This is a genomic window from Tsuneonella sp. CC-YZS046 (assembly GCF_035581365.1).
GTDB lineage: Bacteria > Pseudomonadota > Alphaproteobacteria > Sphingomonadales > Sphingomonadaceae > JAWKXU01.
Map to the genome: position 1 here is coordinate 2,435,997 of NZ_CP141590.1, position 24,549 is coordinate 2,460,545.

The 24,549-nt window shown below is 65.9% G+C and carries 19 protein-coding genes; 9 read left to right on the forward strand and 10 right to left on the reverse strand.

Translation table 11 applies throughout. The features are described from left to right. The first annotated feature begins 86 nt into the window (after positions 1 to 86). Positions 87 to 602 (forward strand): 50S ribosomal protein L10, encoded by a 516-nt coding sequence (gene rplJ, locus U8326_RS11940; RefSeq protein ID WP_324740544.1) that lies wholly within the window; start codon positions 87 to 89, stop codon positions 600 to 602. Between the two features lie 78 nt (positions 603 to 680). Next, positions 681 to 1,061, forward strand: a complete 381-nt coding sequence (rplL, locus tag U8326_RS11945; RefSeq protein ID WP_324740545.1) for a 50S ribosomal protein L7/L12 — start codon at positions 681 to 683, stop codon at positions 1,059 to 1,061. Between the two features lie 642 nt (positions 1,062 to 1,703). Here the strand turns inward: rplL and U8326_RS11950 are convergent. After that, on the reverse strand, positions 1,704 to 2,237 hold the full coding sequence (locus tag U8326_RS11950) for a c-type cytochrome (protein ID WP_324740546.1): 534 nt from the start codon (positions 2,235 to 2,237) through the stop codon (positions 1,704 to 1,706). A gap of 110 nt (positions 2,238 to 2,347) precedes the next feature. On the opposite strand from U8326_RS11950, the gene U8326_RS11955 reads away from it, so the two are divergent. The 4 genes from U8326_RS11955 (at position 2,348) to U8326_RS11970 (ending at position 7,147) form a co-directional block, all read left to right on the forward strand. Next, positions 2,348 to 3,727: an MATE family efflux transporter gene (locus U8326_RS11955; RefSeq protein ID WP_324740547.1), complete on the forward strand. Its 1,380-nt coding sequence runs from the start codon at positions 2,348 to 2,350 to the stop codon at positions 3,725 to 3,727. Positions 3,728 to 3,848: 121 nt separating this feature from the next. Then, complete coding sequence (gene groES, locus U8326_RS11960; RefSeq protein WP_324740548.1) at positions 3,849 to 4,136, forward strand: co-chaperone GroES; 288 nt, start codon at positions 3,849 to 3,851, stop codon at positions 4,134 to 4,136. Between the two features lie 52 nt (positions 4,137 to 4,188). After that, positions 4,189 to 5,829 (forward strand): chaperonin GroEL, encoded by a 1,641-nt coding sequence (gene groL / locus U8326_RS11965; RefSeq protein WP_324740549.1) that lies wholly within the window; start codon positions 4,189 to 4,191, stop codon positions 5,827 to 5,829. A gap of 295 nt (positions 5,830 to 6,124) precedes the next feature. Continuing rightward, positions 6,125 to 7,147 carry a serine hydrolase gene (locus tag U8326_RS11970; RefSeq protein ID WP_324740550.1) on the forward strand — a complete coding sequence of 341 codons (1,023 nt, stop codon included), beginning with the start codon at positions 6,125 to 6,127 and terminating at the stop codon, positions 7,145 to 7,147. A gap of 398 nt (positions 7,148 to 7,545) precedes the next feature. Here the strand turns inward: U8326_RS11970 and U8326_RS11975 are convergent, their stop codons facing one another. Next, entirely contained in the window at positions 7,546 to 7,827 is a 282-nt protein-coding gene (locus U8326_RS11975) for a hypothetical protein (protein ID WP_324740551.1), read from the reverse strand. A gap of 286 nt (positions 7,828 to 8,113) precedes the next feature. Here U8326_RS11975 and polA point away from each other — a divergent pair, with 286 nt between their 5' ends. Then, positions 8,114 to 10,954 (forward strand): DNA polymerase I, encoded by a 2,841-nt coding sequence (polA, locus tag U8326_RS11980; protein WP_324743594.1) that lies wholly within the window; start codon positions 8,114 to 8,116, stop codon positions 10,952 to 10,954. Positions 10,955 to 11,106: 152 nt separating this feature from the next. Next, complete coding sequence (locus U8326_RS11985; protein WP_324740552.1) at positions 11,107 to 12,429, forward strand: CHASE3 domain-containing protein; 1,323 nt, start codon at positions 11,107 to 11,109, stop codon at positions 12,427 to 12,429. A gap of 106 nt (positions 12,430 to 12,535) precedes the next feature. On the opposite strand, the gene U8326_RS11990 is transcribed toward U8326_RS11985, so the two are convergent. The 7 genes from U8326_RS11990 to hisS form a co-directional block, all read right to left on the reverse strand. Continuing rightward, complete coding sequence (locus tag U8326_RS11990; protein WP_324740553.1) at positions 12,536 to 14,845, reverse strand: CDC48 family AAA ATPase; 2,310 nt, start codon at positions 14,843 to 14,845, stop codon at positions 12,536 to 12,538. 460 nt (positions 14,846 to 15,305) lie between these two features. After that, positions 15,306 to 16,523 (reverse strand): methionine adenosyltransferase, encoded by a 1,218-nt coding sequence (gene metK, locus U8326_RS11995; RefSeq protein ID WP_324740554.1) that lies wholly within the window; start codon positions 16,521 to 16,523, stop codon positions 15,306 to 15,308. A gap of 47 nt (positions 16,524 to 16,570) precedes the next feature. Next, positions 16,571 to 18,145: an apolipoprotein N-acyltransferase gene (lnt, locus tag U8326_RS12000; RefSeq protein ID WP_324740555.1), complete on the reverse strand. Its 1,575-nt coding sequence runs from the start codon at positions 18,143 to 18,145 to the stop codon at positions 16,571 to 16,573. A 106-nt stretch (positions 18,146 to 18,251) separates the two neighbouring features. Continuing rightward, positions 18,252 to 18,947, reverse strand: a complete 696-nt coding sequence (locus U8326_RS12005; RefSeq protein WP_324740556.1) for a DUF4167 domain-containing protein — start codon at positions 18,945 to 18,947, stop codon at positions 18,252 to 18,254. Positions 18,948 to 19,144: 197 nt separating this feature from the next. Beyond that, positions 19,145 to 20,020, reverse strand: a complete 876-nt coding sequence (prmC, locus tag U8326_RS12010; RefSeq protein WP_324740557.1) for a peptide chain release factor N(5)-glutamine methyltransferase — start codon at positions 20,018 to 20,020, stop codon at positions 19,145 to 19,147. Beyond that, positions 20,017 to 21,087, reverse strand: a complete 1,071-nt coding sequence (prfA, locus tag U8326_RS12015; protein ID WP_324740558.1) for a peptide chain release factor 1 — start codon at positions 21,085 to 21,087, stop codon at positions 20,017 to 20,019. Before prfA ends, prmC begins: the two co-directional genes overlap by 4 nt. A 123-nt stretch (positions 21,088 to 21,210) precedes the next feature. Beyond that, entirely contained in the window at positions 21,211 to 22,446 is a 1,236-nt protein-coding gene (gene hisS / locus U8326_RS12020) for a histidine--tRNA ligase (RefSeq protein WP_324740559.1), read from the reverse strand. A 111-nt stretch (positions 22,447 to 22,557) separates the two neighbouring features. Here hisS and ppa point away from each other — a divergent pair, with 111 nt between their 5' ends. Further along, on the forward strand, positions 22,558 to 23,091 hold the full coding sequence (gene ppa / locus U8326_RS12025; RefSeq protein WP_324740560.1) for an inorganic diphosphatase: 534 nt from the start codon (positions 22,558 to 22,560) through the stop codon (positions 23,089 to 23,091). 55 nt (positions 23,092 to 23,146) lie between these two features. On the opposite strand, the gene U8326_RS12030 is transcribed toward ppa, so the two are convergent. Beyond that, complete coding sequence (locus U8326_RS12030; RefSeq protein WP_324740561.1) at positions 23,147 to 24,493, reverse strand: TldD/PmbA family protein; 1,347 nt, start codon at positions 24,491 to 24,493, stop codon at positions 23,147 to 23,149. Between the last annotated feature and the right edge of the window lie 56 nt (positions 24,494 to 24,549).

The following is a 24,549-nucleotide window of genomic DNA, read 5'->3' on the forward strand; positions in this document are numbered from 1 at the left end:
CCGTTCGGAGCCTCGGCTTCGCGCGGACAAAACGTAGCCGGCCCTGCGGGCAGATCGCGCGCATGGCCATAGTGAAGGAGTAAGGCATGGATCGTTCGCAAAAAGCTGAGTCGGTCGCATCGCTGAACGCAACTTTCAACGAGGTCGGCGTGGTGGTCATCACCCGCAATCTCGGCATGTCGGTGGCCCAGTCCACCGCCCTGCGCACGAAGATGCGGGAAGCCGGCGCGTCCTACAAGGTTGCGAAGAACCGTCTTGCCAAGCTTGCCCTCAAGGACACCCAGTACGAAGGCCTGCAAGACCTTCTGACCGGCCCGACGGCGCTGGCCACTTCGGTGGACCCGGTTGCCGCCGCCAAAGCCGCGGTGGACTTCGCCAAGACGAACGACAGGATCGAAATCGTCGGCGGCGCAATGGGGACGCAGCTTCTCGACGAAGCCGGTGTGAAGGCCCTCGCCTCCATGCCCTCGCTCGACGAGCTGCGCGCAAAGCTCGTGGGTCTTGTCAATGCGCCGGCCACCAAGGTCGCGCAGCTGGCCAACGCCCCGGCCGCGAAGCTGGCCCGCGTCTTCGGTGCCTATGGCGCCAAGGAAGCGGCATAAGCGGTTTTTCCAGCGAATTACCCGGGCGCCGGAATGGTCCGCACGCCCGGTCCAGTCATCTAATTGGAGTGAAACATCATGGCCGATATCGCCAAGCTTGTTGAAGATCTGTCCCAGCTGACCGTCCTCGAGGCGGCTGAACTCGCCAAGGCCCTGGAAGAGGCATGGGGCGTTTCCGCCGCTGCCGCCGTGGCCGTGGCCGCCCCCGCCGCAGGCGGTGGCGACGCTGGCGCCGCTGCCGAGGAAAAGACCGAATTCGACGTCATCCTGACGGGCGACGGCGGCAAGAAGATCCAGGTGATCAAGGAAGTCCGCGCCATCACCGGCCTGGGCCTGACCGAAGCCAAGACGCTGGTCGAAAGCGCTCCCAAGGCGCTGAAGGAAGGCATCAACAAGGCGGAAGCCGAAGAGATCAAGAAGAAGATCGAGGAAGCCGGCGGCACCGTCGAGCTGAAGTAATCCCGCTTCTCTCTTCGAGAATACAGGGAAAGGGCGGTGCCGCGAGGCGCCGCCCTTTTTCCTTGCGCGGCCGTCATACTGTTTCTCGTCATTTCCGCGAAAGCGGGAATCCAGGGCAAGGTTGTAGCTAGATCCCCGTTTGCACGGGGATGACGAAAGAGGAGATGGATGCTCCCCGGCCGGTTGACGCAGAACGCCGGAAATGTGCATTTGCATTTCGGCCCGGCGCGGGTCGTATTCCGCGATAAATGGCCGCGGCCGGGCGTGGAACCAGCGCTCATCCAGTGTGACCTTTCGCTGGAGCGCTTCTCCACCACCACGAATCCTCATCTGTCCGTTCTTCGTCTGAAGCCGGGATAAGGGCAAAGGCGACGGGCGAAGCTGCGGGATGCTCTGTGCGTCATCCATCAGGATAAGCCAGATTTCAGCCGTGTAGGAAAGGTGGAACGCCCACTGCGTCATGCCAGCCCTTCGGCTGGCTGGCCAAGCCAGCCGCTCAGGATAAACTGCCCTTTGGGGCAAGCTGGCATCTCAGGCAGTTGGGTGGTGCGTTGCCCACAGCGATTCCAGCTTTCGCTGGAATGACGAAGGGCTGGGAGGGGCGGCGGGGCAGGCCGGTTGACGCAGGTAGTGGAGTGAAGCCTATTTCAGCGCCTTGATATAGGCGACCACTTCCGCCCGCTTGGTATCGTCCTTCAATCCGGGATAGGCCATCTTGGTGCCGGGAATGACCTCGCGCGGGGATTTGAGGAAGCTGTCCAGCGTCGCCTCGTCCCAGGTCAGCCCGGAATCCTTCATCGCCGTGCTGAAACTGTAGCCCGCGACCTCGCCCGCCTTTGTCCCGAAAATGCCCGCCAGCGAGGGGCCGATCAGATTCTTGCCCGGTTCGGTCGCATGGCAGCTGCGGCATTGGAAAAAGGCGGCGGGCGGGGTTGCGGCGGCCTGGGGCGCCGTCGCGGCGGCGGCGGAAGATGCGGGCTTCGCCTGCTCCGGCGTGGGCGCAGCGGCGGGCGCGGCCGGATCGCCAGCCGCGGCCTCGCCCGCCGTCACATCGGTTGCCGCGGCGGCCGGTTCGGTGGCCTGGGCGACCTCCTGATCTTCGGCATTCCGGCCGCTGCAGGCGGCGAGCATGGCGGCGAATGCGAACAGCGACGCGGCTTTGGCAGGCTTGCGCATGATCATGTTTCCTCCCGGGATTTGCGCGGGCTTCTATCAGCCGGCAAAACCCGCGCAAGTATTCCCTTTGTCCTGGCCCTGCCCTCGCCTATCCGGCGCGCCTCATGTTGATGGCACGCCTCCCTTCCCTGTTCCGAACCGAGCTTGGCGCGACCTTGCGGCTGGCCGCGCCGCTGGCCGCCGCCAACCTGCTGCAGATGGCGGTCCACGCCGTCGACGTGATCTTCGTCGCCCGGCTGGGGCAGGAGGCGCTGGCCGCGTCCAGCCTTTCCATCGCGCTGTTCGGGCTGCTGATGTGGTGCTTTTCCGGGCTGACCGGCGCGGTGGCGCCCCTGATCGCGGCGGAACTGGGCAAGGGCCGCCATGCCGTGCGCGAAATCCGCCGCAGCATGCGGATGGCGATGTGGCTGGCGGTGGCCTGCGGGCTGGTCGGCATGGCGATCTGCGGCTTCGGCGAGGCGATCCTGCTGGCGGCCGGCCAGAATCCGGTCATATCGGCCCGGGCCGGGGAGTTCCTGGGAATCCTGATGTGGGCGATGATCCCGATGATCCTGGCCAGCGTCCTACGCACCTTCGTCGCCACGCTGGGCAAGCCGGGCTTCGCGACCCTGATCACCGCCGCCGCGATCGGGGTCAACGCGCTGGCCAACTGGATGTTCGTGTTCGGCGCGCTGGGCGCGCCGGCCCTGGGCCTCAAGGGCTCGGCCCTGGCCAGCGTGGTGACGTCGGTGACGATGCTGCTGGCCTATGTGGCGGCGATCGCCGCCCATCGCCGGCTGCGGCGCTATTATCTGTTCGGCCGCTGGTGGCGGCCGGAAACGGCCCGGCTCAAGGAAATCACGATCATCGGCCTGCCCATCGCCGGCACCATCCTGGCCGAAGCGGGGCTGTTCAGCAGCGCCGCCTTCCTGATGGGCTGGATCGGGGAAGCCGAACTGGCCGGCCACACCATCGCCCTGCAGATCGCCGCGCTCGCCTTCCAGGTCCCGTTCGGGATCGGGCAGGCCGCGACCATCCGGGTGGGCTATCATTTCGGCGCGGGCGACCGGCGGGCGGTCGGCCACGCGGGCTGGGCCGCCGTGCTGATCTGCGTGGCGTTCATGATGTTCACCGCCAGCGTGCTGCTGTTCGCCCCGCGCCTCGTCATCTCGGCCTATGTCGATGTCGATGCGCCCGCCAATGCCGTGCTGGTGGGGCTGGCCGTGCAATATATGGCGATCGCCGCGCTGTTCCAGCTGTTCGACGGGACCCAGGCGGTGGCGGCCGGCGCATTGCGCGGCTTGCAGGACACCAGGGTTCCGATGGCGATCGCCATCTTCGGCTACTGGCTGCCGGGGATGGGCACGGCGCTGTGGCTCGGTTTCGCCACGCCGCTGCGGGGGTCGGGCATCTGGATCGGCTTCGCGGTGGGGCTGGCGGTGGTCGCCGTGCTTCTGCTAAGGCGCTGGCACCGGCGCGACGCATTGGGCCTGGTCGCGAAACTGCCATGAAAAAACTTCATTGCCAGCGCTTGACGGCCTGAACCCAGGATACCATATGCGCGCCGCTGGCACTCTCGACCCGGGAGTGCCAACGCGAGAATCCACTCATTTGGAAGAGGTCATAGATACCATGGCATTCCGTCCGCTGCACGATCGCGTGCTGGTCCGCCGCCTTGAAGCCGAAGAAAAGACGGCTGGCGGCATCATCATCCCCGACAGCGCCAAGGAAAAGCCGAGCGAGGGCGAAATCGTCGCCGTCGGTTCGGGCGCCCGCGCTGAAGACGGCAAGGTTACTCCGCTCGACGTCAAGGCCGGTGATCGCGTGCTGTTCGGCAAATGGTCCGGCACCGAGGTCAAGGTCGATGGCGAAGACCTGCTGATCATGAAGGAAGGCGATCTGCTCGGCGTGATCTCCTGATCGCCCGACCTCGCTTTCATCCCGTCACGAACTCTAGAGAGGAATAGTTTCAATGGCTGCCAAGGACGTGAAATTTTCGCGTGACGCACGCGAACGCATTCTGTCCGGCGTGGATACGCTGGCCAATGCCGTCAAGGTCACGCTCGGCCCCAAGGGCCGCAATGTCGTGATCGACAAGAGCTTCGGCGCTCCCCGCATCACCAAGGACGGCGTCACCGTCGCCAAGGAAATCGAACTGAAGGACAAGTTCGAGAACATGGGCGCCCAGATGATCCGTGAAGTCGCCTCCAAGGCGAACGACACGGCCGGCGACGGCACCACCACCGCCACCGTTCTGGCCCAGGCGATCGTGCGCGAAGGCATGAAGTCGGTCGCCGCCGGCATGAACCCGATGGACCTCAAGCGCGGCATCGACCTCGCCGTCACCAAGGTCGTCGCGGATCTGCAGAACCGCTCGAAGGCGGTTGCCGGTTCCAACGAGATCGCCCAGGTCGGCATCATTTCCGCCAATGGCGACAAGGAAGTCGGCGAGAAGATCGCCGAAGCCATGGAAAAGGTCGGCAAGGAAGGCGTCATCACCGTCGAGGAAGCCAAGGGCCTCGAATTCGAGCTGGATGTCGTTGAAGGCATGCAGTTCGACCGCGGCTACCTCAGCCCCTATTTCGTCACCAACCCCGACAAGATGACCGTGGAACTCGAGAATCCGTATATTCTCATCCACGAGAAGAAGCTGTCGAACCTGCAGTCGATGCTTCCGATCCTCGAAGCGGTGGTCCAGAGCGGCCGTCCGCTGCTGATCATCGCCGAGGACATCGAAGGCGAGGCGCTGGCCACTCTGGTGGTCAACAAGCTGCGCGGCGGCCTCAAGGTCGCGGCGGTGAAGGCTCCGGGCTTCGGCGATCGCCGCAAGGCCATGCTGGGCGATATCGCCACGCTGACCGCCGGCGAGATGATCTCCGAGGATCTCGGCATCAAGCTCGAGAACGTGACCGTCACCATGCTCGGCGAAGCCAAGAAGGTGACCATCGACAAGGACAACACCACCATCGTCGACGGCGCCGGCAATGCGGAAGACATCAAGGCCCGGGTCGAGCAGATCCGCGCCCAGATCGAAACCACCACCAGCGACTACGACCGCGAGAAGCTGCAGGAACGCCTGGCCAAGCTGGCTGGCGGCGTGGCCGTGATCAAGGTCGGCGGCGCCACCGAAATCGAGGTGAAGGAGCGCAAGGACCGCGTCGACGACGCGCTGCATGCGACCCGCGCCGCGGTTGAGGAAGGCATCGTCCCCGGCGGCGGCACTGCCCTGCTCTATGCGACCAAGGCGCTCGAGGGCGTCAAGGGCGTCAATGACGACCAGACCCGCGGCATCGACATCGTTCGCCGCGCGCTGCAGGCTCCGGTCCGCCAGATCGCCGAGAACGCGGGCCATGACGGCGCCGTCGTCGCCGGCAAGCTGATCGACGGCAATGACGACAGCCTGGGCTTCAATGCCTCGACCGACGTCTATGAGAACCTGGCGGCCGCCGGCGTGATCGACCCGACCAAGGTCGTGCGCACCGCGCTGCAGGACGCGGCTTCCGTCGCCGGCCTGCTGATCACCACCGAAGCGGCGATCAGCGAAAGGGCCGAGGACAAGCCCGCCGCTCCGCCGATGCCGGACATGGGTGGCATGGGCGGAATGGGCTTCTAAGCCCGCCGCCTGCTTCCAGCTGCAAGGGAAGGGCCGGGGAAATTCCCCGGCCCTTTTCGTTCATGGGCCGAGGCCCGCCCAGCCCCCGCCTTTCTGCTTCGGCCCGGCTTTCTTTCGCCCGGTTTCCATGCACTTATGTGCGAAACCGCACAAAAAACCGGCGGCGCGACTCGCCAGATCGCACGTGAGGGGCCTTTCGTCGCCCAACCTCCTTCCGTTCATCGCAGCATAGATTGCCTTCATCGTAAGAGCACTGTTAAGTCTACGATAACCTTGGGACGGGTAGGGTAAGCCAATGAAATTCCGGGCAGCAAACCGCTTCAGGCGCTTTTTCGCAACGCTTGCGCTGGGTGCAACCGTGCTTGCATCGGCGCAGGCCGCGGCACGCGACGATTTCGAAGCCGCATTCGACAATACTCTCGGCACCGAGCTGCGCGCGCCGCGCAGTTACAGCTCGATCTATTCGGATGCCGCCGAAAGGCGGCTCGCGCTCACCGCCAATGGGGACAGGGGCCGGATCGGCGTGGCCGCGCTCGACCTTTCGACCGGGCGCGAATTCTCCATTCTCGGCGACCAGCGCTTTCCCATGGCCAGCACCAGCAAGATCGCCATCGCGGCGACCTTCCTGGAAGGGGTGGACAAGGGAAAATGGTCGCTGAGCGACCGCTTCCCGCTGATGGTCCCGGTCGCATCCAGGCCTTTCAGCAGCAAGATCGCGCCGGTCAATGCAGGCACCATGCTGCCTGCGCATGAATTGATCGAGCTGATGATCACGCGCAGCAGCAACCCGGCCACGGACGCCCTGCTCGCCGCCGTCGGCGGGCCGGATGCCGTGAACCGCTGGGTCCGCAATGCCGGGATCGACAATTTCCAGTTGAGCCGCGACATCGCGACGCTGGTGCGCGACGATGGGGAGTTCGACCCCGCGACCTATATCGACCAGCGCGACAGCGCCACGCCGCAGGCGATGATCACACTGCTGGCCGGGATACATCAGGGGCGCTGGCTTTCCGCGGAAAGCCGCCGGGTCATCATCGGGGCGATGGAGCGCTGCCGCACCGGCAAGCGCCGCATTCCCGCCCTGCTCCCGGCGGGCGCCTATGTCGCCCACAAGACCGGGTCGCTGAACAATACGTCGAGCGATATCGGCATCATCCAGATGCCGGACGGACGGCCCGTGGCGATTGCCATCTATGTGACCGGCCAGGGCTCGCGCCCGGCGCGGGAAGAGCGCATCGCCCAGATCGCCCGCGCGCTTTACGATAGCTATGCGGCGGAAGGCGGATCGACCAAGAACTGGGTCAACGCGCGCTACTGACGCCCGGCACTGGTTCCGGTCGAACCGGAACGAGGCTGGAATACCTGTTTTCCGCGATTTCCGGGTCAGCAAGTGCTTCCGCCTGCCTCGAAATCACTCGCGAGGCGAGCCATGCTCCAGCGCGGCTGGCTGAACCGGCGCCAATGAAAAGCTGATGGATTGCCTGCAAGCGCCGGGATGCGGCACCTTGGCTTGCCGTGCCCCGTTCAGCATTCGTCCTGATCCGCGAACGGCCGTTCGGCCCGCCGGGGCGGATACTCGCCCGGATTCAGGAAGGCATGATCGGACAGCCGGGCAAGGCGCGGAACTGCTCCCGCCTTTGCAATCCGCCCGATCCTCAAACAAAAAGGGCGCGGCCCCCAGGCCGCGCCCCTTCCGTTTGCAAGTTGATCAGACGATCACTCAGCAGCAGCCGGGCTCGCGGCGGCACTGGCAGCGTCGGTAGCGGCAGCGGCAGCAGCGTCGGTGGCGGCAGCAGCAGCGTCGGTAGCGGCAGCGGCGGCGTCGGTTGCAGCGTCGGTGGCGGTGGCGGCGGCGTCGGCAGCTTCAGAAGCAGCGGCGTCGGCGTCGGCCAGCGCGGAGTCAGCGGTTTCCTGAGCTGCTTCTTCGGTCTTTTCCGAGCAGGCAGCGAGAGTCAGGGCAGCGCCGGCAGCGGCAGCAGCGAGAACGATCTTGCGCATGAATAGTAATCCTTAACAGCGAGTGGACTACGCACGGCAAGCCGCCGTACGCAAAGCCTGCTACTGCATGCAGACTTCGGGCGCACAGATAATCGCCAATCGAACGCGATGCAAGGGTGTTCGCTGCACAGGCTTTTACGGCCTGCACAGACCGATACGCCCCCGGATTCCGAAACCCGGGTTCTCCTTTCCAGAAGAATGCGACCAAATCGTGACGATCGCCGGGCGGGGCGGGCAAGCGATTAAATCGGCTGATTTCCCGACCCCGCGCTGCTACGAGAGCACCATGGCCGAAAAGCAGCATCTCTATCTTGTCGACGGGTCGGCATATATCTTCCGCGCCTATCACCGTCTGCCCCCCCTCACCAATCCGCAAGGAACGCCGGTGGGCGCGGTCTACGGATACACCACGATGTTGTGGAAACTGGCGGCGGACCTGCATCAGGCGGACGGACCCAGCCATCTCGCGGTGATTCTGGACAAGGGCTCCACCTCCTTCCGCAATGCCCTGTACGACCAGTACAAGGCCAATCGCCCCCCGCCGCCGGAGGATCTGGTCCCGCAATTCCCGCTGATTCGCGATGCCACCCGCGCCTTCAGCCTGGCCTGCATCGAGGAAGACGATCTGGAAGCCGACGATCTGATCGCTTCCTACGCCCGCGAGGCCATCCGCCAGGGCTGGGACGTGACCATCGTGTCGTCCGACAAGGATCTGATGCAGCTCGTCGGCCAGCATGTGGAGGGCGGCGGCACGATCGACATGCTGGACACGATGAAGAATCAGCGGATCGGCATTCCCGAAGTCGTCGAGAAATTCGGCGTGCCGCCCGAAAAGGTCGGCGACGTGCTCGCCCTGATGGGCGATTCGGTCGATAATATTCCCGGCATCCGGGGCATTGGCCCGAAGACCGCGACCAAGCTGATCCAGGATTATGGCGATCTGGAAAGCGCGCTGGCCGCCGCGCAGGACATGAAACCTTCCAAGATGCGCGAGAGGCTGATCGAGGAAGCGGAAATGGCGCGCCTGAGCCGCGTGCTGGTCGAGCTGAAGCAGGATTGCGCATTGCCGATCGCGCTGGAGGATTTCGCATTGGGCGAAATCCCCCGGGAACCGCTTGCCGCCTTCCTCGAAGCGCACGGCTTCACCAGCCTGCTGCGCAGGCTCGACAACGGCTCCGGCGCTCCGGGCAAAGCGACCGAGCTTCATCCGCCCAAGCCTGTGAACGGAGCGGCGGCGCCCCTGGCGGAGCCGGGCAAGCCGGCGCCGCTCGCCATGCCGGCCGTGGACCGCAAAAGCTACGAATGCGTGCAGAGCGAGCAAGCCCTGGCGCGGTGGATCGAACGCGCCTTCGCGGCCCGGACGGTGGCGGTGGATACCGAGACAAGTTCGCTGGATGCGATGCGGGCCGAGCTGGCAGGGGCAAGCCTGGCTCTGGGGCCGAACGACGCCTGCTACATCCCGCTCGGGCATGGCGGCCACGATCTGCTGTCGGAACGCCCGGAACAGGTGCCGCTGGAGACGGCGCTGGCGATGCTCAAGCCGCTGCTGGAATCCGATAGGGTCCTCAAGGTCGGACAGAACATCAAATACGACATCAATGTCTTTGCCCGCCACGGGATCGCCCTGGCCCCGGTGGACGACACCATGATCGTCAGCTTCGCGCTGGATGCCGGGCGGGCGGAGCAGGGGATCGGCGGCGGGCACGGCATGGACGAATTATCCGAACGCCATCTCGGGCACACCACCCTGACCTTCAAGGACATCTGCGGGACCGGCAAGAAGGCGATCCCGTTCGGCCAGGTCCCGCTCGACCGCGCGACCGAATATGCCGCCGAGGACGCCGATGTCACCTGGCGGCTGCATCGCCACCTCAGGCCGCGCCTGGCGGTCGAGGGCGGCACGCGCGTGTACGAGCGGATCGACCGCCCTCTCATCCCCGTCGTCGCCGCGATGGAACGCCATGGAATCAGGGTGGACCGCGAGCGGCTGGCCCGGCTTTCATCCGAATTCGAGCAGGCCATCCGGGAACTGGAGCGCGAAATATACGAATGCTGCGGGCAGGAGTTCACCATCGGCAGCCCCAAGCAGCTGGGCGACATCCTGTTCGAGAAGATGGGCTACAAGGGCGCGCGCAAGGGCAAGAGCGGCCAGTATTCGACCGATCAGGCCGTGCTCGAAAAGCTGGCCGCGCAAGGGGCCGAGGTCGCCACCAAGGTGCTGGACTGGCGCCAGCTAGCCAAGCTCAAATCGACCTACACCGATGCGCTGCAGGCCGCGATCAACCCCGATACGGGCCGGGTCCACACCAGCTACAGCCTGGTCGGCGCGCAAACCGGGCGGCTTTCCTCCACCGACCCCAACCTGCAGAATATCCCGATCCGCACCGCGATCGGGCGCCAGATCCGCGAGGCCTTCGTTCCCGAGCCGGGCAATGTCCTGCTGGCCGCGGACTACAGCCAGATCGAACTGCGCCTCGCCGCGCATATCGCGGACGTGCCGACCCTGAAGGAAGCCTTCGCGGCGGGTCAGGATATTCATGCCCGCACCGCGGAGGAAATGTTCGGCCATGTCGACCGGGATACAAGGGCCCGCGCCAAGACCATCAATTTCGCCATCCTCTACGGCATCAGCCGCTGGGGCCTGGCCACGCGCCTGAAAGTCGAGCCGGACGAGGCGCAGGCCATGATCGACCGCTATTTCGAGAGATTTCCCGGCATCCAGCGCTATATCGTGGCCACGCTCGAGAATGTGCGGGAACGGGGCTATTCGGAAACCCTGTTCGGCCGCAAGACGTGGTTCCCCCGGATCAACTCGAAGAACCAGGCGGAACGCCAGGGCAGCGAACGGGCGGCGATCAATGCGCCGATCCAGGGAACCAGCGCCGACATCATCAAGCGAGCGATGGCCCGCATGATGCCCGCGCTCGAGCTTGCCGGCCTCGGACATGTGCGGATGCTGCTGCAAGTGCATGACGAGCTGGTGTTCGAGCTGCCCGAGAGCGACGTAGCCGCGGCCTCTCCGATCATCGCACAAGTGATGGCGCAGGCCGCCGGTCCGGCTATGGAGCTGAGCGTGCCGCTGGGCGTGGAAATCGGGACAGGACGCAGCTGGGATGCAGCGCACTAGGAACCGCTTGCCTGGGGAAGAGCCGCACCGCGCGGTTTTCCCTGCCTTTCTCCCGCCCACGAACCGCCCGGGCCGATTGGCTCAATGGGTTCTTGCCCCCGAGGATCGCCGATTGAATGACACTCTCTCTCCTGCCGTGATGCCGCTGCCCCATGCCTGACCCTGCACTGGCCGAAAAGGATGCGGGACATGCGGGCATCGCGCCCTTGCGCAAATGGCCCGCCATGCCCGGCAAATCCGCATTGGCGCTGTTCGCGCTGATCGGCATGTCCCTGATCGGCGCCCTGCTCCTGGTGTTCGAAACGGTCGAGATGGAGCGCGCCGCGCGGGTGCAGGTCCGCAAGACCAGCGAAATCCTGCTCGAACTGCGGAACGTAAGCCGGGCCGCGGTCAATGCCGAAACCGGCCAGCGCGGATATTTCATCACTCTCGACCGCCGCTATCTGGACCCCTATCGCGTCGGCCGCGAACAATACCAACCCGCGCTGCGCCGCCTCCGCGCGCTGCTGAACGACGGGGCGACGCCCCGGCAGCAAGCGCTGTTCTCGGAGATCCAGCGCCTCGCCGAGACGAAGTTCGCCGAAATGGAAGAATCGGTCGGGATGATCGAGCGGGGAGAGCTGGTCGCGGCCCAGCGCAAGCTCCTCACCGACGAAGGCCAGGAAGTGATGAATCGCCTGCGGCGCTCGCTGCGGGAAATGGAAGTGATCGAACAGGGGATTCTGGACCGGGCCGTGGCCCATACCGCCGCGGCGGAAGCGCGCCTCCTGCCCCTGCTCAGCTTTCTGACCGTGCTGATGCTGGCCGCGCTTGCGCTCGGACTCTGGCAGACCGGCCGCGCGGCGCGGGCCGAGGCGGCGGAGGCGAATGCAAAGGCGTTGCGGGAAGCGCATGACCGGGCCGACCTGCTGGCGCGCGAATTGAACCATCGCGTCAAGAACCTGTTCGCGATGATCCTCGCCATCATCCGGATGAGCGCGCGCCACGAGCCGGAGGCAAAGGATGTGACCGACCGCATCGCCCAGCGGGTCCAGGCCTTGCTGACGGCCCAGGAAGTGACGCAAGGCGTGCCCAATCGTCCGGTGGCGGATCTTGCCACCCTCGTGGAAATGACGGTGGCGCCCTATCGCAGCGAGGAAGGAGACTGCGTGATCGAAGGGCCGGACACGATTCTCCCTTCATCCAAGGTCACGCCGCTCGGCCTTGTCCTGCATGAACTGACCACCAACGCCGTCAAATATGGCGCCTGGAACCACGCGGGCGCCGTGGATGTGCGCTGGCGCCACGAAGTCGATGGAGCGGAACTCGTGCTCGAATGGGTCGAAACCTGCTCCGAGCCGTGCAAGCCGGCCGGCAAGGAAGGCTTCGGCAGCCTGCTGATGGCCAGCGCGGCGCGGCAATTGCAAGGCTCGATCGAACGCCGCTTCGAAACCGAAGGCGCGAGGGTGCGGATCGCATTTCCCTTGAAGGAGTGACTGGCAAGGGCGCCAGACGCACCGGCTTCCCGATACAAGGCCGGCACCGAGCTGGCTCAGGGTCCACACACAGGGCCGGGAATGCCCCGGCCCTGCGCGAAACGGATCAGCCGTGCTTCTTTTCCCGTGTCGGTTCCACCATGCCGGGCGCGATGAAGCCGATCGGATTGACCTCGGCGGCACGCTTCTTCAACTCGCCCTTCATCTTCGCATATTCGGCTTCCATTTCGGCGGTCACCGTTGCCCGCGAATCCTCGAGAGCCTCGCTGAAATCGGCCGCCGTGACCTGGTCCACCGCCTCGCCCGCCCGCCTGATGGCGTTGAGGCCCGCGCGGCGCACCACATCTTCCAGATCCGCGCCGGTATAGCGCTCGGTCCGATCCGAGATTCCCGCAAGATCGACATCGCCCGCCAGCGGCATGGCCCTGGTGTGGATCTTCAGGATATGCTCGCGCCCTTCCTTGTCCGGCGTTCCGACATAGACCAGCTCGTCGAAGCGGCCCGGCCTCAGCAGCGCGGGGTCCACCAGTGCGGGCCGGTTGGTCGCGCCGATCAGCACGACCGACTGGAGTTCCTCCAGCCCGTCCATTTCGGCCAGGATGGTGTTGACCACCCGCGCCGTGACCTGCGGCTCGGCCGTGCCCGAGCCGCGCGCGGGGACGAGGCTGTCGATCTCGTCGATGAACACCACGCATGGGGCCACCTGGCGCGCGCGCGCGAACAGACGGGAAATCTGCTGTTCGCTTTCGCCATACCACTTGCTGAGCAGGTCGGAGCTTTTGATCGAGATGAAATTGGCTTCCGCTTCCTTCGCGACCGCCTTGGCCAGCAAGGTCTTGCCGGTGCCCGGCGGGCCATAGAGCAGGAAGCCCTTGGCGGCGCGGATGCCCAGCCTGCGGAACGCTTCCGGATTGCGCAGCGGCAGCTCGACGCCTTCCTTGAGCTTGGTCTGGGCGTCGGCCAGGCCGCCGATATCGGACCAGCCGATATCCGGCACCTGCACCATCACCTCGCGCATGGCGCTGGGCTGCACCCGCTTGAGCGCCGCGAGGAAATCCTCGCGCGTGACGCAAAGCTCCTCCAGCACTTCGGGCGGAACCGTCTGCGCTTCCAGATCGAGCTTGGGCATGAAGCGCCGCACCGCCTCTATCGCGGCCTCGCGCGCGAGCGCGGCAATGTCCGCCCCCACGAAACCGTGGGTGGTGCGGGCCAGTTCCTTCAAATCGACGCCCTCGCCCAGGGGCATGCCCCGGGTGTGGATCGCCAGAATCTCGCGCCGGCCATTCTCGTCCGGCACGCCGATCACGATCTCGCGGTCGAAGCGGCCGGGGCGGCGCAAGGCCTCGTCGATGGCGTCCGGGCGGTTGGTGGCCGCGATGACCACCAGATTGGCGCGGCTTTCCAGCCCGTCCATCAGGGTCAGCAGCTGGGCGACCAGCCGCTTCTCCGCCTCGCCCGGCACCTGGGTGCGCTTGGGCGCGATCGAATCGATCTCGTCGATGAAAATGATGGACGGCGCGGCGCGGGAAGCCTGCTCGAACACTTCACGCAGGCGCTTCTCGCTTTCGCCATAGCCCGACCCCATGATCTCGGGGCCGTTGATGGTGAAGAACTCCGCGTCGCTTTCATTGGCGACGGCCTGCGCCAGCCGGGTCTTGCCGGTGCCCGGCGGGCCATGCAGCAGCACGCCCTTGGGCGGATCGACGCCGAGCCGGGTGAACAGTTCGGGATAGCGCAGCGGCAGCTCGACCATCTCGCGCAACTGGCGGATCGTCTCACCCATCCCGCCGACATCGTCGTAATTGACCAGGCCGCGGCCGTCGCGCGGTTCCTCGAACTCGGTGCGCAGCTCGACTTCCGTATCCTCGTCGATATGGACGATGCCCTTGGGCGTGGTGGCGATCACCTGCAGCCGGATCTGGGTCAGGGCATAGGCGGGCGAATTGAAGAAGCGCTGCACGCCAGGGGGCATGTCCGTGACGGGCTGCTGGCCGGTGGTCGCCACCAGATCGCCCGCGACAAGCGGCTTGCGGAAGAAGTTGCGCTTCAGCGCATTTGGGGGCCCTTGCAGCCGCATCTCGCGCTGGGCCGGCGCGAAGACCACGCGGGTGGCGGGGCGCGATTCGGCCTTGCGGATCAGGACATGGTCGCCCGAGCCGGTCTGCGCATTGCCGCGCTGGAGGCCATCCAGCCGGACCACGTCCAGGCTCTGATCCTCGGCATAGGCGGGAAAGGCGATCGCGGCGGTGGCCCGCTTGCCCGTGATCTCCACCACATCGCCTTCGGCGATGCCCAGCGCGGCAAAGGCCGTCTTGGGCATGCGGGCAATGCCCTGGCCGCTTTCTTCCTGCCGGGCTGCGGCGACCTGCAGGCGGACCGTATCCTTGCTCAATGTTGCCGCTTCTGCATCCGCCATTCGCCAGCTCCCTCGATTTCGGGCGTCGTTCCGTCCGCCAAGCTAGGAACGCTTCGGGCGTATTGCAAACGCGCGGTGATGGAAAAAGCGTTAAAGCAGAACGCGGCAGGGTCACGCGGAACGGATTCACGCGCTATCCAGGGTCAGGACCTAGCGCGGATAAAAAAAGGCCCGGTCGTTGCCGACCGGGCCGTGGAAGTTTTGGGAGAGGATGCCTGAAAGGCAGGTTCTTTATGATTCATCCGACCTGATTCCGCAAGTGCGAAAAACACATGGTTAGTTGCAAATTTTGCAATTAATCTGTTGTTCATTGAAAATCCAATGAAAAATTACAAATCCTGCTGACATCTGTGGAAATTACCGCCCAGCCCTGTTGCAATGCAACCAAGTTTGATTTTGCAGTGCAGCACAAATGGGCCGGAGACGGCGCCTCCAGCCCAAGCCAACGATAATCGGAAGATCAGCGGGACAGCGCGGACTTGATCGCGTCGATCAGGTCGATCTTTTCCCAAGGGAACAAATCGCCCTCGGCCTTGCGGCCGAAGTGCCCATAGGCGGCCGTGCTGGAATAGATCGGCCGGTTCAGGCCCAGCCCCAGGCGGATGCCGCGCGGGGTAAGCCCGCCCAGCTTCTCCTCCGCCACCACGGCGATCGCGGCCTCCAGAGCCTCATCGCCGGCCGTGCCGGTGCCGTGCGTGTCCACATAGAGCGAAAGCGGGCGCGACACCCCGATCGCATAGCTGAGCTGGATGGTGCAGCGCGTGGCGAGGCCGGCCGCAACCACATTCTTCGCCAGATAGCGCGCGACATAGGCGGCCGAACGGTCCACCTTGGTCGGGTCCTTGCCCGAGAACGCGCCGCCGCCATGCGGGGCCGCGCCGCCATAGGTATCGACGATGATCTTGCGCCCGGTCAGGCCGGCGTCGCCATCCGGGCCGCCGATCTCGAAGCTGCCGGTAGGGTTGATGTGATAGACCGTCTCATCCGAAAGCAGCCCGGCCGGAAGGACATCGGCCACCACCTGCTTCACGTAGGATTTCAATACGGCTTCGTTGTCGCCATCGTCATAGCCGGGGGCGTGCTGGGTGGAGACGACGATGGCGGTCGCCGCCGCCGGCTTGCCGTCCTGAAAACGCAGGGTCACCTGGCTCTTGGCATCCGGCTCCAGGAAGGGAGCCGCGCCGGAATGGCGGTCAGCCGCCATGCGCTGCAGGATCTTGTGGCTGTAATCCAGCGTGGCCGGCATGAGATCCGGCGTTTCGTCGCAGGCGAAGCCGAACATGATGCCCTGGTCGCCCGCGCCTTCGTCCTTGTTGCCGTTGGCGTCCACGCCCTGGGCGATATGGGCCGACTGGCCATGCAGATTGTTCTCGAAGCGCAGCGTTTCCCAGTGGAAGCCGTCCTGCTCGTAACCGATCCGCTTCACCGTTTGGCGAACGGCGGCTTCGATCTCTTCCTGCGCGCCGGGCGCCCATGCCCCATCCTCATACACGCCCTTGCAGCGGATTTCCCCGGCCAGGACGACCAGCTGGGTCGTCGTCAGGGTCTCGCAGGCAATGCGGGCTTCGGGGTCCTTCGACAGGAACAGATCGACGATCGCATCCGAAATCTGGTCCGCGACCTTGTCCGGATGACCCTCAGAAACACTCTCCGACGTAAACAGATAATTGGCACGCATCGAACTGCGGCTCCTTGGCAAGGGTTACGCTGATATGTCTGGGCGCTCTAGCGGCGCGCTCGAAGCGTGGCAACCAGCGCGGTAGAGATAAGCAACGCGGCCCATGCCAGCGGAAGGAGATTTCCCAGTCTCGAAAAGGGGGTCGGCGCGGCGGCTGGCGGCACCGTCGCGTCGATCCGCCGCGCCTCGCGCATCGGGGCATGATGCCGCACTATCCCGCGCGCATCGATGATCGCGCTGATGCCGGTCGTGGTCGCGCGCAGCACCGGCAGCCCTTCCTCGATCGCCCGCATCCGCGCCTGGGCGAGATGCTGCGGCGGCCCCCAACTGCCGAACCAGCCGTCATTCGATGGATTGTAGATATAATCCGGCCGATGGGCGCGATCGACGACGTGGCCGGAAAAGATGATCTCATAGCAGATCTGCGGACCCACCTTGCCCCACTGCCCCAGGTCCAGCGTGCGCGGGCCTGGCCCCGGAATGAAATCGAAGGCTCCGGCAACCAGCCTGCTCGCGCCGAGCGGCTCCAGCAGCCAGCGCAGCGCAAGATATTCGCCATAGGGAACGAGGTGCGCCTTGGCATAGCTGCCGCGAATCCCGCCCGCATGATCGAGCGCGGTGACCGCATTATAGGCGCCCACCGCCTTGCCCCCGGCGATTTCCAGATCCACCGTGCCGGTCAGCAACAGGCCGCCCGTGCCGATAACCCGGCCGACCCTGGCCCGCGCGAACGCCGGATCGCCGCCCGCCGTCATCTGGTCGTAATAGCGCTGCGGATAACCGTCCTGCAAATAGTCGGGCAGGCCGGATTCCGGCCAGACCACCAGGCGATGCCCTGCCGGCTCCAGCGGCAGGCTCAGCCGCGCGATCGTGGCGAACTGGGCTTCGAAGAAACGCGGATCGTTCAGCTCTTCCTGCCGGAAGTCCGGCTGGACCAGCGTGACCGGCAAATGGCCTTCGCGCCCCTTGCCCGCGGGCGAATGCATGGCAGCGACGAGCAGCGCCACAAGGGCGCCGAGCGGCACCATGCGGCGGCCCAGCGCCAGCAGAAGACCGGCCCCCGGCAACAGAACCGCCAGTCCCGACAAGGCGTAGGTTCCCAGCCACGGCAGCAGCGCGGCAACGCCCTGGGAATGGAACCCGCCCAGCAGGACCGCGCCCAGCGGATTCCACGGATAGCCGGTGAACACCCAGCCGCGCAGCCATTCGCTGACGATCCAGCACCCGGCGAAAGCCAGCACGGCCGGCCAGCCCAGCCTGTTCCCGGCGATCATTCGCGCGGCAAGGGCGGCGAACGCGGGGTAGACCGCAAGATAGAGCGAGAGGAGAGGAACCGCCGCCCAGCCCAGCAGCGCGGGCATTTCGGCCTGATAGGTAAAGGCCGTGGCGATCCAGTTGTTGCCGAGCGTGAAATGGGCAAGGCCGAACAGCCAGCCGAGCAGCGCCGCGTCACGGCGGCGTTCGGTGCGCATCGTCAGGGCGAGCAGGCCCGCCATCGCAAGCAGCGTGAGCGGCCATAGCGCCAGCGGGCGAAAGCCGAGCGCGGCCAGGGCGCCAAGCCCCAGCGCGCTCCAGCGCGGATGCGTCTCAAGCCATGCGAATACGGAAGCCGCCCTGTTCATCGCCCTGCATTTGGCCGCAAGGCCGCCGCCAGGCAAGCGGGCTTTCCGGCCTGCCGAATGACTGTCCTATTCGCGGAAACGGAACGATCCGCAAGCAAGCCCGCGATCAGCCGGCCTTTTCCAGCGGTTCGCCATCATTCTCGACCGGCGCGGCCCGGGGACGGCGGGGCGCACGCTTGCGCGGCGCCGGCTTTTCCTCGGCTTCGCTATCGCTTGCGCCGATAGGGGGCGGCAGGGACGAAGGATCGAGCGCAAGGGTCGGCTGGTCGCCGGATTCCCCTTCCTCCGCAGCCTCTTCGGCCGGCTGACGGCGCCGGGTATTGGTCCGGGTGCGCGTATTGCGGCGAATGAAGGGATTGTCGGCCGGTTCATAGGATACGCCCGGCACGCCGTCCTCAGCCTGCTCGACATCTTCCGCATCCTCGACGGCAGGCCCGGTTTCGCGCGGTTCAGCGCGCCCGCGCCCACGCGGCGGCGGGCTGTCATAGCTGCCGTCGTCGTCATATTCGTCGGACTGCGAATCGCCCGGCTGAAAGCGTTCTTCCTCGCGGCGCGCGCGCTGCTCTTCCTGCCGGGCACGGCCATCGGCAATCACCCGGAAATAGTGATCGGCGAACTGGAGATAATACTCCGCCTGCACACGATCCCCGTTGAGCGAGGCGTCATGTGCCAGCTTCCTGTATTTTTCCAGCAACTGGGGTGCATTGCCCCGCGCGCGGCTGTCGATCCGGTTGACTTGGTTGCCGCCCTGCGAACGATTATTGCCGCGACCCCTGCGGCGATTGTTACGATTGTTGTTCAAGGGAAATTCTATCCTCAATCGAGACCGGCAGGGAACCAACCCTTTCGATCGCACATTCCCGCGCCATGGCCAGTAGCCCAGTCATGGGCCCTTCATCTGCAGATTTAGCGAAGGCCCCCGCCCACGCAAGGATGTGCAAATGTTGGATCTTGACCAACCGGAGGGGAAAATCATCCATCCATCGGTCACGTCCCTAACTAGTGATCAATAACCGCTTTGCCAAGACCAAATCGCAGCAAAAGTGCGCGAGGGCGCGCGCCAAGGTCCCGTCTCATCTCCACGGAAAACCCCGCATCCGCCGCCATGGCCGCCACGGCGGCGCTCTGGCTCGCCCCGATTTCCAGGACCGCGCAGCCGCAAGGCTCGAGCAGCGCGGGCAGTTGCGGAATCAGGATGCGATAGTCATCCAGCCCCTCAGGCCCCGCGAACAGCGCCCCCGCCGGCTCATGCAGATGGACCGACGGCGCAAGCCGCGCCCCGCTCTCCACATAGGGCGGATTGGCCAGGATCAGGTCGAATGGGCCGAGATCGGAGGCCCAGCCGGGCCGGGTCCAGTCCCGCTCGATCAGCCGCGCCCGGCCGGAAAGGCCCAGCGCATCCGCATTTTCCCGCGCAAGCGCCACCGCGCCGGAAGAACGGTCGATCCCGATTCCCTCCGCTTCCCCGCATTCCGCCAGCAGCGTGAGCAGCAGGGCCCCCGATCCCGTGCCGCAATCCAGCACCCGGCGCGGCTGCGGCATGGCTTCCAGCGCGGCGGCAATCACCGATTCGCTGTCGGCGCGGGGGATCAGCACCTCCGGCCCGACCCGGAATGTGCGCCCGTAAAATTCCTGACGGCCGAGAATATAGGCGACCGGCTCGTGATTCAGGCGGCGCGCCAGCAAGGGGGCAAAATCTTCCGGAACCGGATCGCCGCCATGGCGCAGCAGCAGGTCCGAACGGGAAACGCCCAGGGCATGGGCCATCAGCAATTCGGCATCCAGCCGTGCGGTATCGCTGGTGGGGGCGAGGCTCCCGGCCGCCTCACGCAGGGCCTGGGTGACGGTCTGCTTCGGCCCTGCCCGCGCTGTCATGCGCCCAGCGCGGCCAGCCGCTTGGCTTCGTCTTCCGCGATCAGCGCGTCGATCAGTTCGCCCAGCCCCGGCCCTTCCAGAATCTCGGGCAGGCGATGCAGGGTCAGGTTGATCCGGTGGTCGGTCACGCGCCCTTGCGGGAAATTATAGGTGCGGATTCGTTCGGAACGGTCGCCGGAACCCACCATCGCGCGGCGCGCCTCGGCCTCGGCGCCATGCGCCTGCTCGCGCTTGAGATCATACAGCCGGGCGCGCAGCACCTGCATCGCCTTGGCCCGGTTCTTGTGCTGGCTGCGCTCGTCCTGCTGCGTGACCACGATCCCGGTGGGCAGATGGGTGATGCGCACGGCCGAATCCGTGGTGTTGACATGCTGCCCGCCCGCGCCCGAGGCCCGATAGATGTCGATCTTGAGATCCTTGTCGTCGATCTGGACATCGACCTCGTCCGGCTCGGGCAGAACTGCGACGGTCGCGGCGGAGGTATGGATGCGCCCGCCGCTTTCGGTGACGGGCACGCGCTGCACGCGATGCACCCCGCTTTCGAACTTGAGCCTGGCGAACACGCCCTGCCCCGCGACATTGGCGACCACTTCCTTGAAGCCGCCGATGTCGGAAGCGTTCACGCTGATCGTCTCGACCCGCCAGCCCTGCTCGGCGGCGTAGCGCTCATACATGCGGAACAGGTCCGCGGCGAACAGCGCGGCCTCGTCCCCGCCGGTCCCGGCGCGGATTTCCAGCATGGCCGGGCGGGCATCGGCGGAATCGCGCGGCAGCATCGCCACGGCCAGCTTGCGCTCGGCCTCGGGCAGCGCCGATTTCAGCCTTCCGATCTCTTCCTCGGCCAGCGCCTTCATCTCCGGATCGCTATCGTCCAGCGCCTCCAGCCCGGCCAGCTCGCCGCGCATGGTGCGCACGTCCTCGGCGATCTTCGCGACCGGCTCCAGCTCCGCATAATCGCGGCTGGCGGCGACGAAGGCGTCGCCTTCCAGCGTGCCGGAGGCGAGCCGCGCCTCGATCTCGGCAAAGCGCGCGGCGATCTGGACAAGGCGCTCGTCTGGGATGGTCATGCGCTCAGGCCCACACGCTCGTCATTCCCGCGAAAGCGGGAACCCAGCAACCAGGAACGCAACTGGCTCCCCGCTTCCGCGGGGATGACGATGGGGTAGAGGAGTCTGGGCTAAACACGATGGTTACTTGATGGAATCAAAGATGGCTTGAATTTCGCCCGTTGCTACTTTGCCAGCCAGAGGCTTCGCAGTGTTCACAGGAACCCCATCGCGAAAATCCAGCGAAAACAGGAAATCGGAATTGAGCTTTCGTGCCCGATCATACCGTTTGCGCGGGCTGCCCGTTGCGAAGATTTCGGCACTGATGCCGGCCCGGCGCAGGCGAACGACAACTTCCAGTGCGTCAATCTCGCGTTCCGTGTTCTCGGCAACAACAACGACTGTCGGGGCACCCTCACCGGCACCTTCGACCAGCATCGCCAGCCGCTCGATCCCGGCCGCCCAGCCGACCGCCGGAGTATGCGGCCCGCCCAGCGTCTCGATCAGCCCGTCATAGCGCCCGCCGCCCAGCACCGTGCCTTGCGCGCCGAGCCGGTCGGTCACGAATTCGAAGGCGGTATGGCGGTAATAATCCAGCCCGCGCACCAGCGCCGGCGCGCGGGTCCAGGCCACGCCCGCCGCATCCAGCCCGGCCGTGACCTTGCCGAAGAAATCCTGCGCTTCCTGGTTCAGGTAATCGTCGATCTTCGGCGCTTCCGCCGTGAACGGCCTGTCGCGCGGGTCCTTGGAATCGAGGATGCGCAGTGGATTGCGTTCCAGCCGGTCCTGGCTGTCTTCGGACAAATCGGCCTTGTGCGCGCGGAAATATTCGATCAGCGCCAGCCGCCAGGCTTCCCGGCTCTCCGCGTCGCCCAGCGTGTTGAGCTGCAGGGTCACGCCGTCCGCGACGCCCAGCTCCTTCAAGAGCTGGTCGGCCATCACCAGCAGCTCGACATCGGCCTGCGGCTCGCCCGCACCGATGATCTCCGCGTCGATCTGGTGGAACTGGCGGTAGCGGCCCTTCTGCGGGCGCTCATAGCGGAACAGCGGCCCATGGGTGGCGACCTTCAGCGGCACATGCTGCTGCCAGCCGTCCGTCAGATAGGCCCGCGCGATCCCCGCCGTGAACTCCGGCCTGAGGGTGAGCGATTCGCCGCCGCGATCCTCGAAGGAATACATTTCCTTGGACACCACATCGGTCGTCTCGCCGAGCGAGCGCGAGAACACCGCGGTCTTTTCGAACACCGGCATTTCGACCCGGCGGAAGCGGTAGAGCTTGCGCACCCGCTCGAAGGTTTCGACCACGAAAGCGAAGGCCTCGGCCTCGGCGCCGAAGATATCCTGCGTGCCACGGATGGCTTGGGGTGTTTGTGTGCCCATGATCGCGCGCGATTAGGCCGTGGACCGGAAATCCGCAATGGCCGGCGACTTTTTTGCAACGCAGCAATTTGCGCTTGGCGCGCGCCGCGCCGGACGCTAGAGGCCCGCCCCATGCGTATCGATCTGATCCCCGCCGGCGACAACCCGCCCGAAAGCCTCAATGTCGTCATCGAAGTGCCGGTTGGCGGCGAACCCGTGAAATATGAATTCGACAAGGCGTCCGGCGCGCTGTTCGTCGATCGCATCCTGCACACGCCGATGCGCTATCCCGCCAATTACGGCTTCGTGCCGCACACGCTTTCGCCCGACGGGGACCCGCTCGACGCGCTGGTGGTCGCACGCTCGCCCTTCGTTCCGGGCTGCGTCGTGCGCGCCCGCCCGATCGCGGTGCTGAACCTCGAGGACGAGCACGGCGGCGACGAGAAGCTGGTCTGCGTGCCGGTCGATTCCACCTTCCCCTATTACACCGACGTGGAAGAGAAGGACGACCTGCCCGAAATCCTGTTCAAGCAGATCGAGCACTTCTTCACCCACTACAAGGATCTCGAAGCGGAAAAATGGGTCCGCATCGGCACCTGGGGCGGGGCGAGCGAAGCGCGCCAGGTGGTGATCGAAGCGATCGAACGCGCCAGAAAATCCGCCTGAGCCTGCCGCCCCGGCGGCATTGCCGGGAAAGACGATTCGGAAGCGACGGCAGGCGTCAATCGCCCGCGACCGTCATCCCGTCCACCCGCAGCGTCGGCACATTGATCGACTGATGCCATTCCAGGTCGCTGGCCGGGGTCAGCGCCCGGAACATGTCGACCAGATTGCCCGCCACGGTAAATTCCGCGACCGGCCCGGCGATTTCGCCGTTGACGATGCGAAAGCCGGACGCGCCCCGGCTGTAATCCCCGGTCACGCCGTTCACGCCGTGCCCGATCAGTTCGGTCACCAGCACGCCATCGGCAATGTCGGCGATCAGTTCGTCCCGTGAAGCCGCCCCCGGCTCCATATGCACATTGCTCGCGGAAACGCCGGGCGCTCCGCTGCTCCCGCGCGAAGCATGGCCGGTCGGGGCAATGCCGAGCTGCCGGGCGGATGCCGATTCGGCCAGCCAGCCGGTGATCCTTCCGTCCGCCACCAGATCGCGCGGCGCGGTGAGCAGGCCCTCGCCGTCGAAGGGCCGGGACCGCAGCCCGCGCAGCAGATGCGGCTGATCGACGATACGGATCGCAGGATCGAACAGCACTTCATCCAGCCGTTCCAGCAGGAAGCTCGAGCGCCGGGCGATCGCCGGGCCCGCCATGGCGGAAATCAGATGGCCGATCAGGCTGCCGCCCACGCGCGGATCGAACACCACCGGCATCGTCCCGCTGGCCAGCCGGCCCGGATCGAGCCGGGCCACCGCCCTTTCGCCCGCCAGCCGGCCGATCTCGGCGCCCGACGGCAGGTCGGCGGCATGGCGCGTCTGCCGCCAGGCATAGTCGCGCTGCATATTGCCGCCATTGCCCGCGACCACGCTGGCGCTCAAGCCGTGGCTGCTGCCTTCGTAAGCGCCGGAAAAGCCATGGCTGGTCGCCAGCGCCACCAGCGAACGGCCGAAGCTGGCGCTGCCGCCTTCGCTGTTCGTCACCCCCGCAACCGCGCGGGCGGCGTCTTCCGCTTCCTCGGCAAGCGCGCGCAATTGCTCGGGGCGCGGCTCGCCCGCATCGCACAGATCGAGATTGAGCTGCTGGCCCCGCATCAGCAGGGCTTCGTCCGCCAGCCCGGCGAAGGGGTCCTCCGGCGCGGCCCTGGCCATCGCCACCGCCCGTTCCGCCAGCTCGCCCAGCGCGCCATCGCTGAGGTCGGTGGCCTGGATCGAGGCCGAGCGCTGCCCCACGAACACCCGCAGGCCGACCTGCTCGCTCTCGGAGCGTTCCACATCCTCCAGCTTGCCGAGCCGGACCTGGACGCTTTCGGATGCGCTCCCGATCGCAATGGCGTCGGCGCCATCCGCGCCGAACCAGCGCGCGCAATCGATCAATGCACCGCAGCGCTCCTGCGCCCGGGCCAGGTCAAACATCGGGGATGCTCCTTACGGAAAAAATCATCGGCAACCCCCCGCCCTAGCCCCCTTGC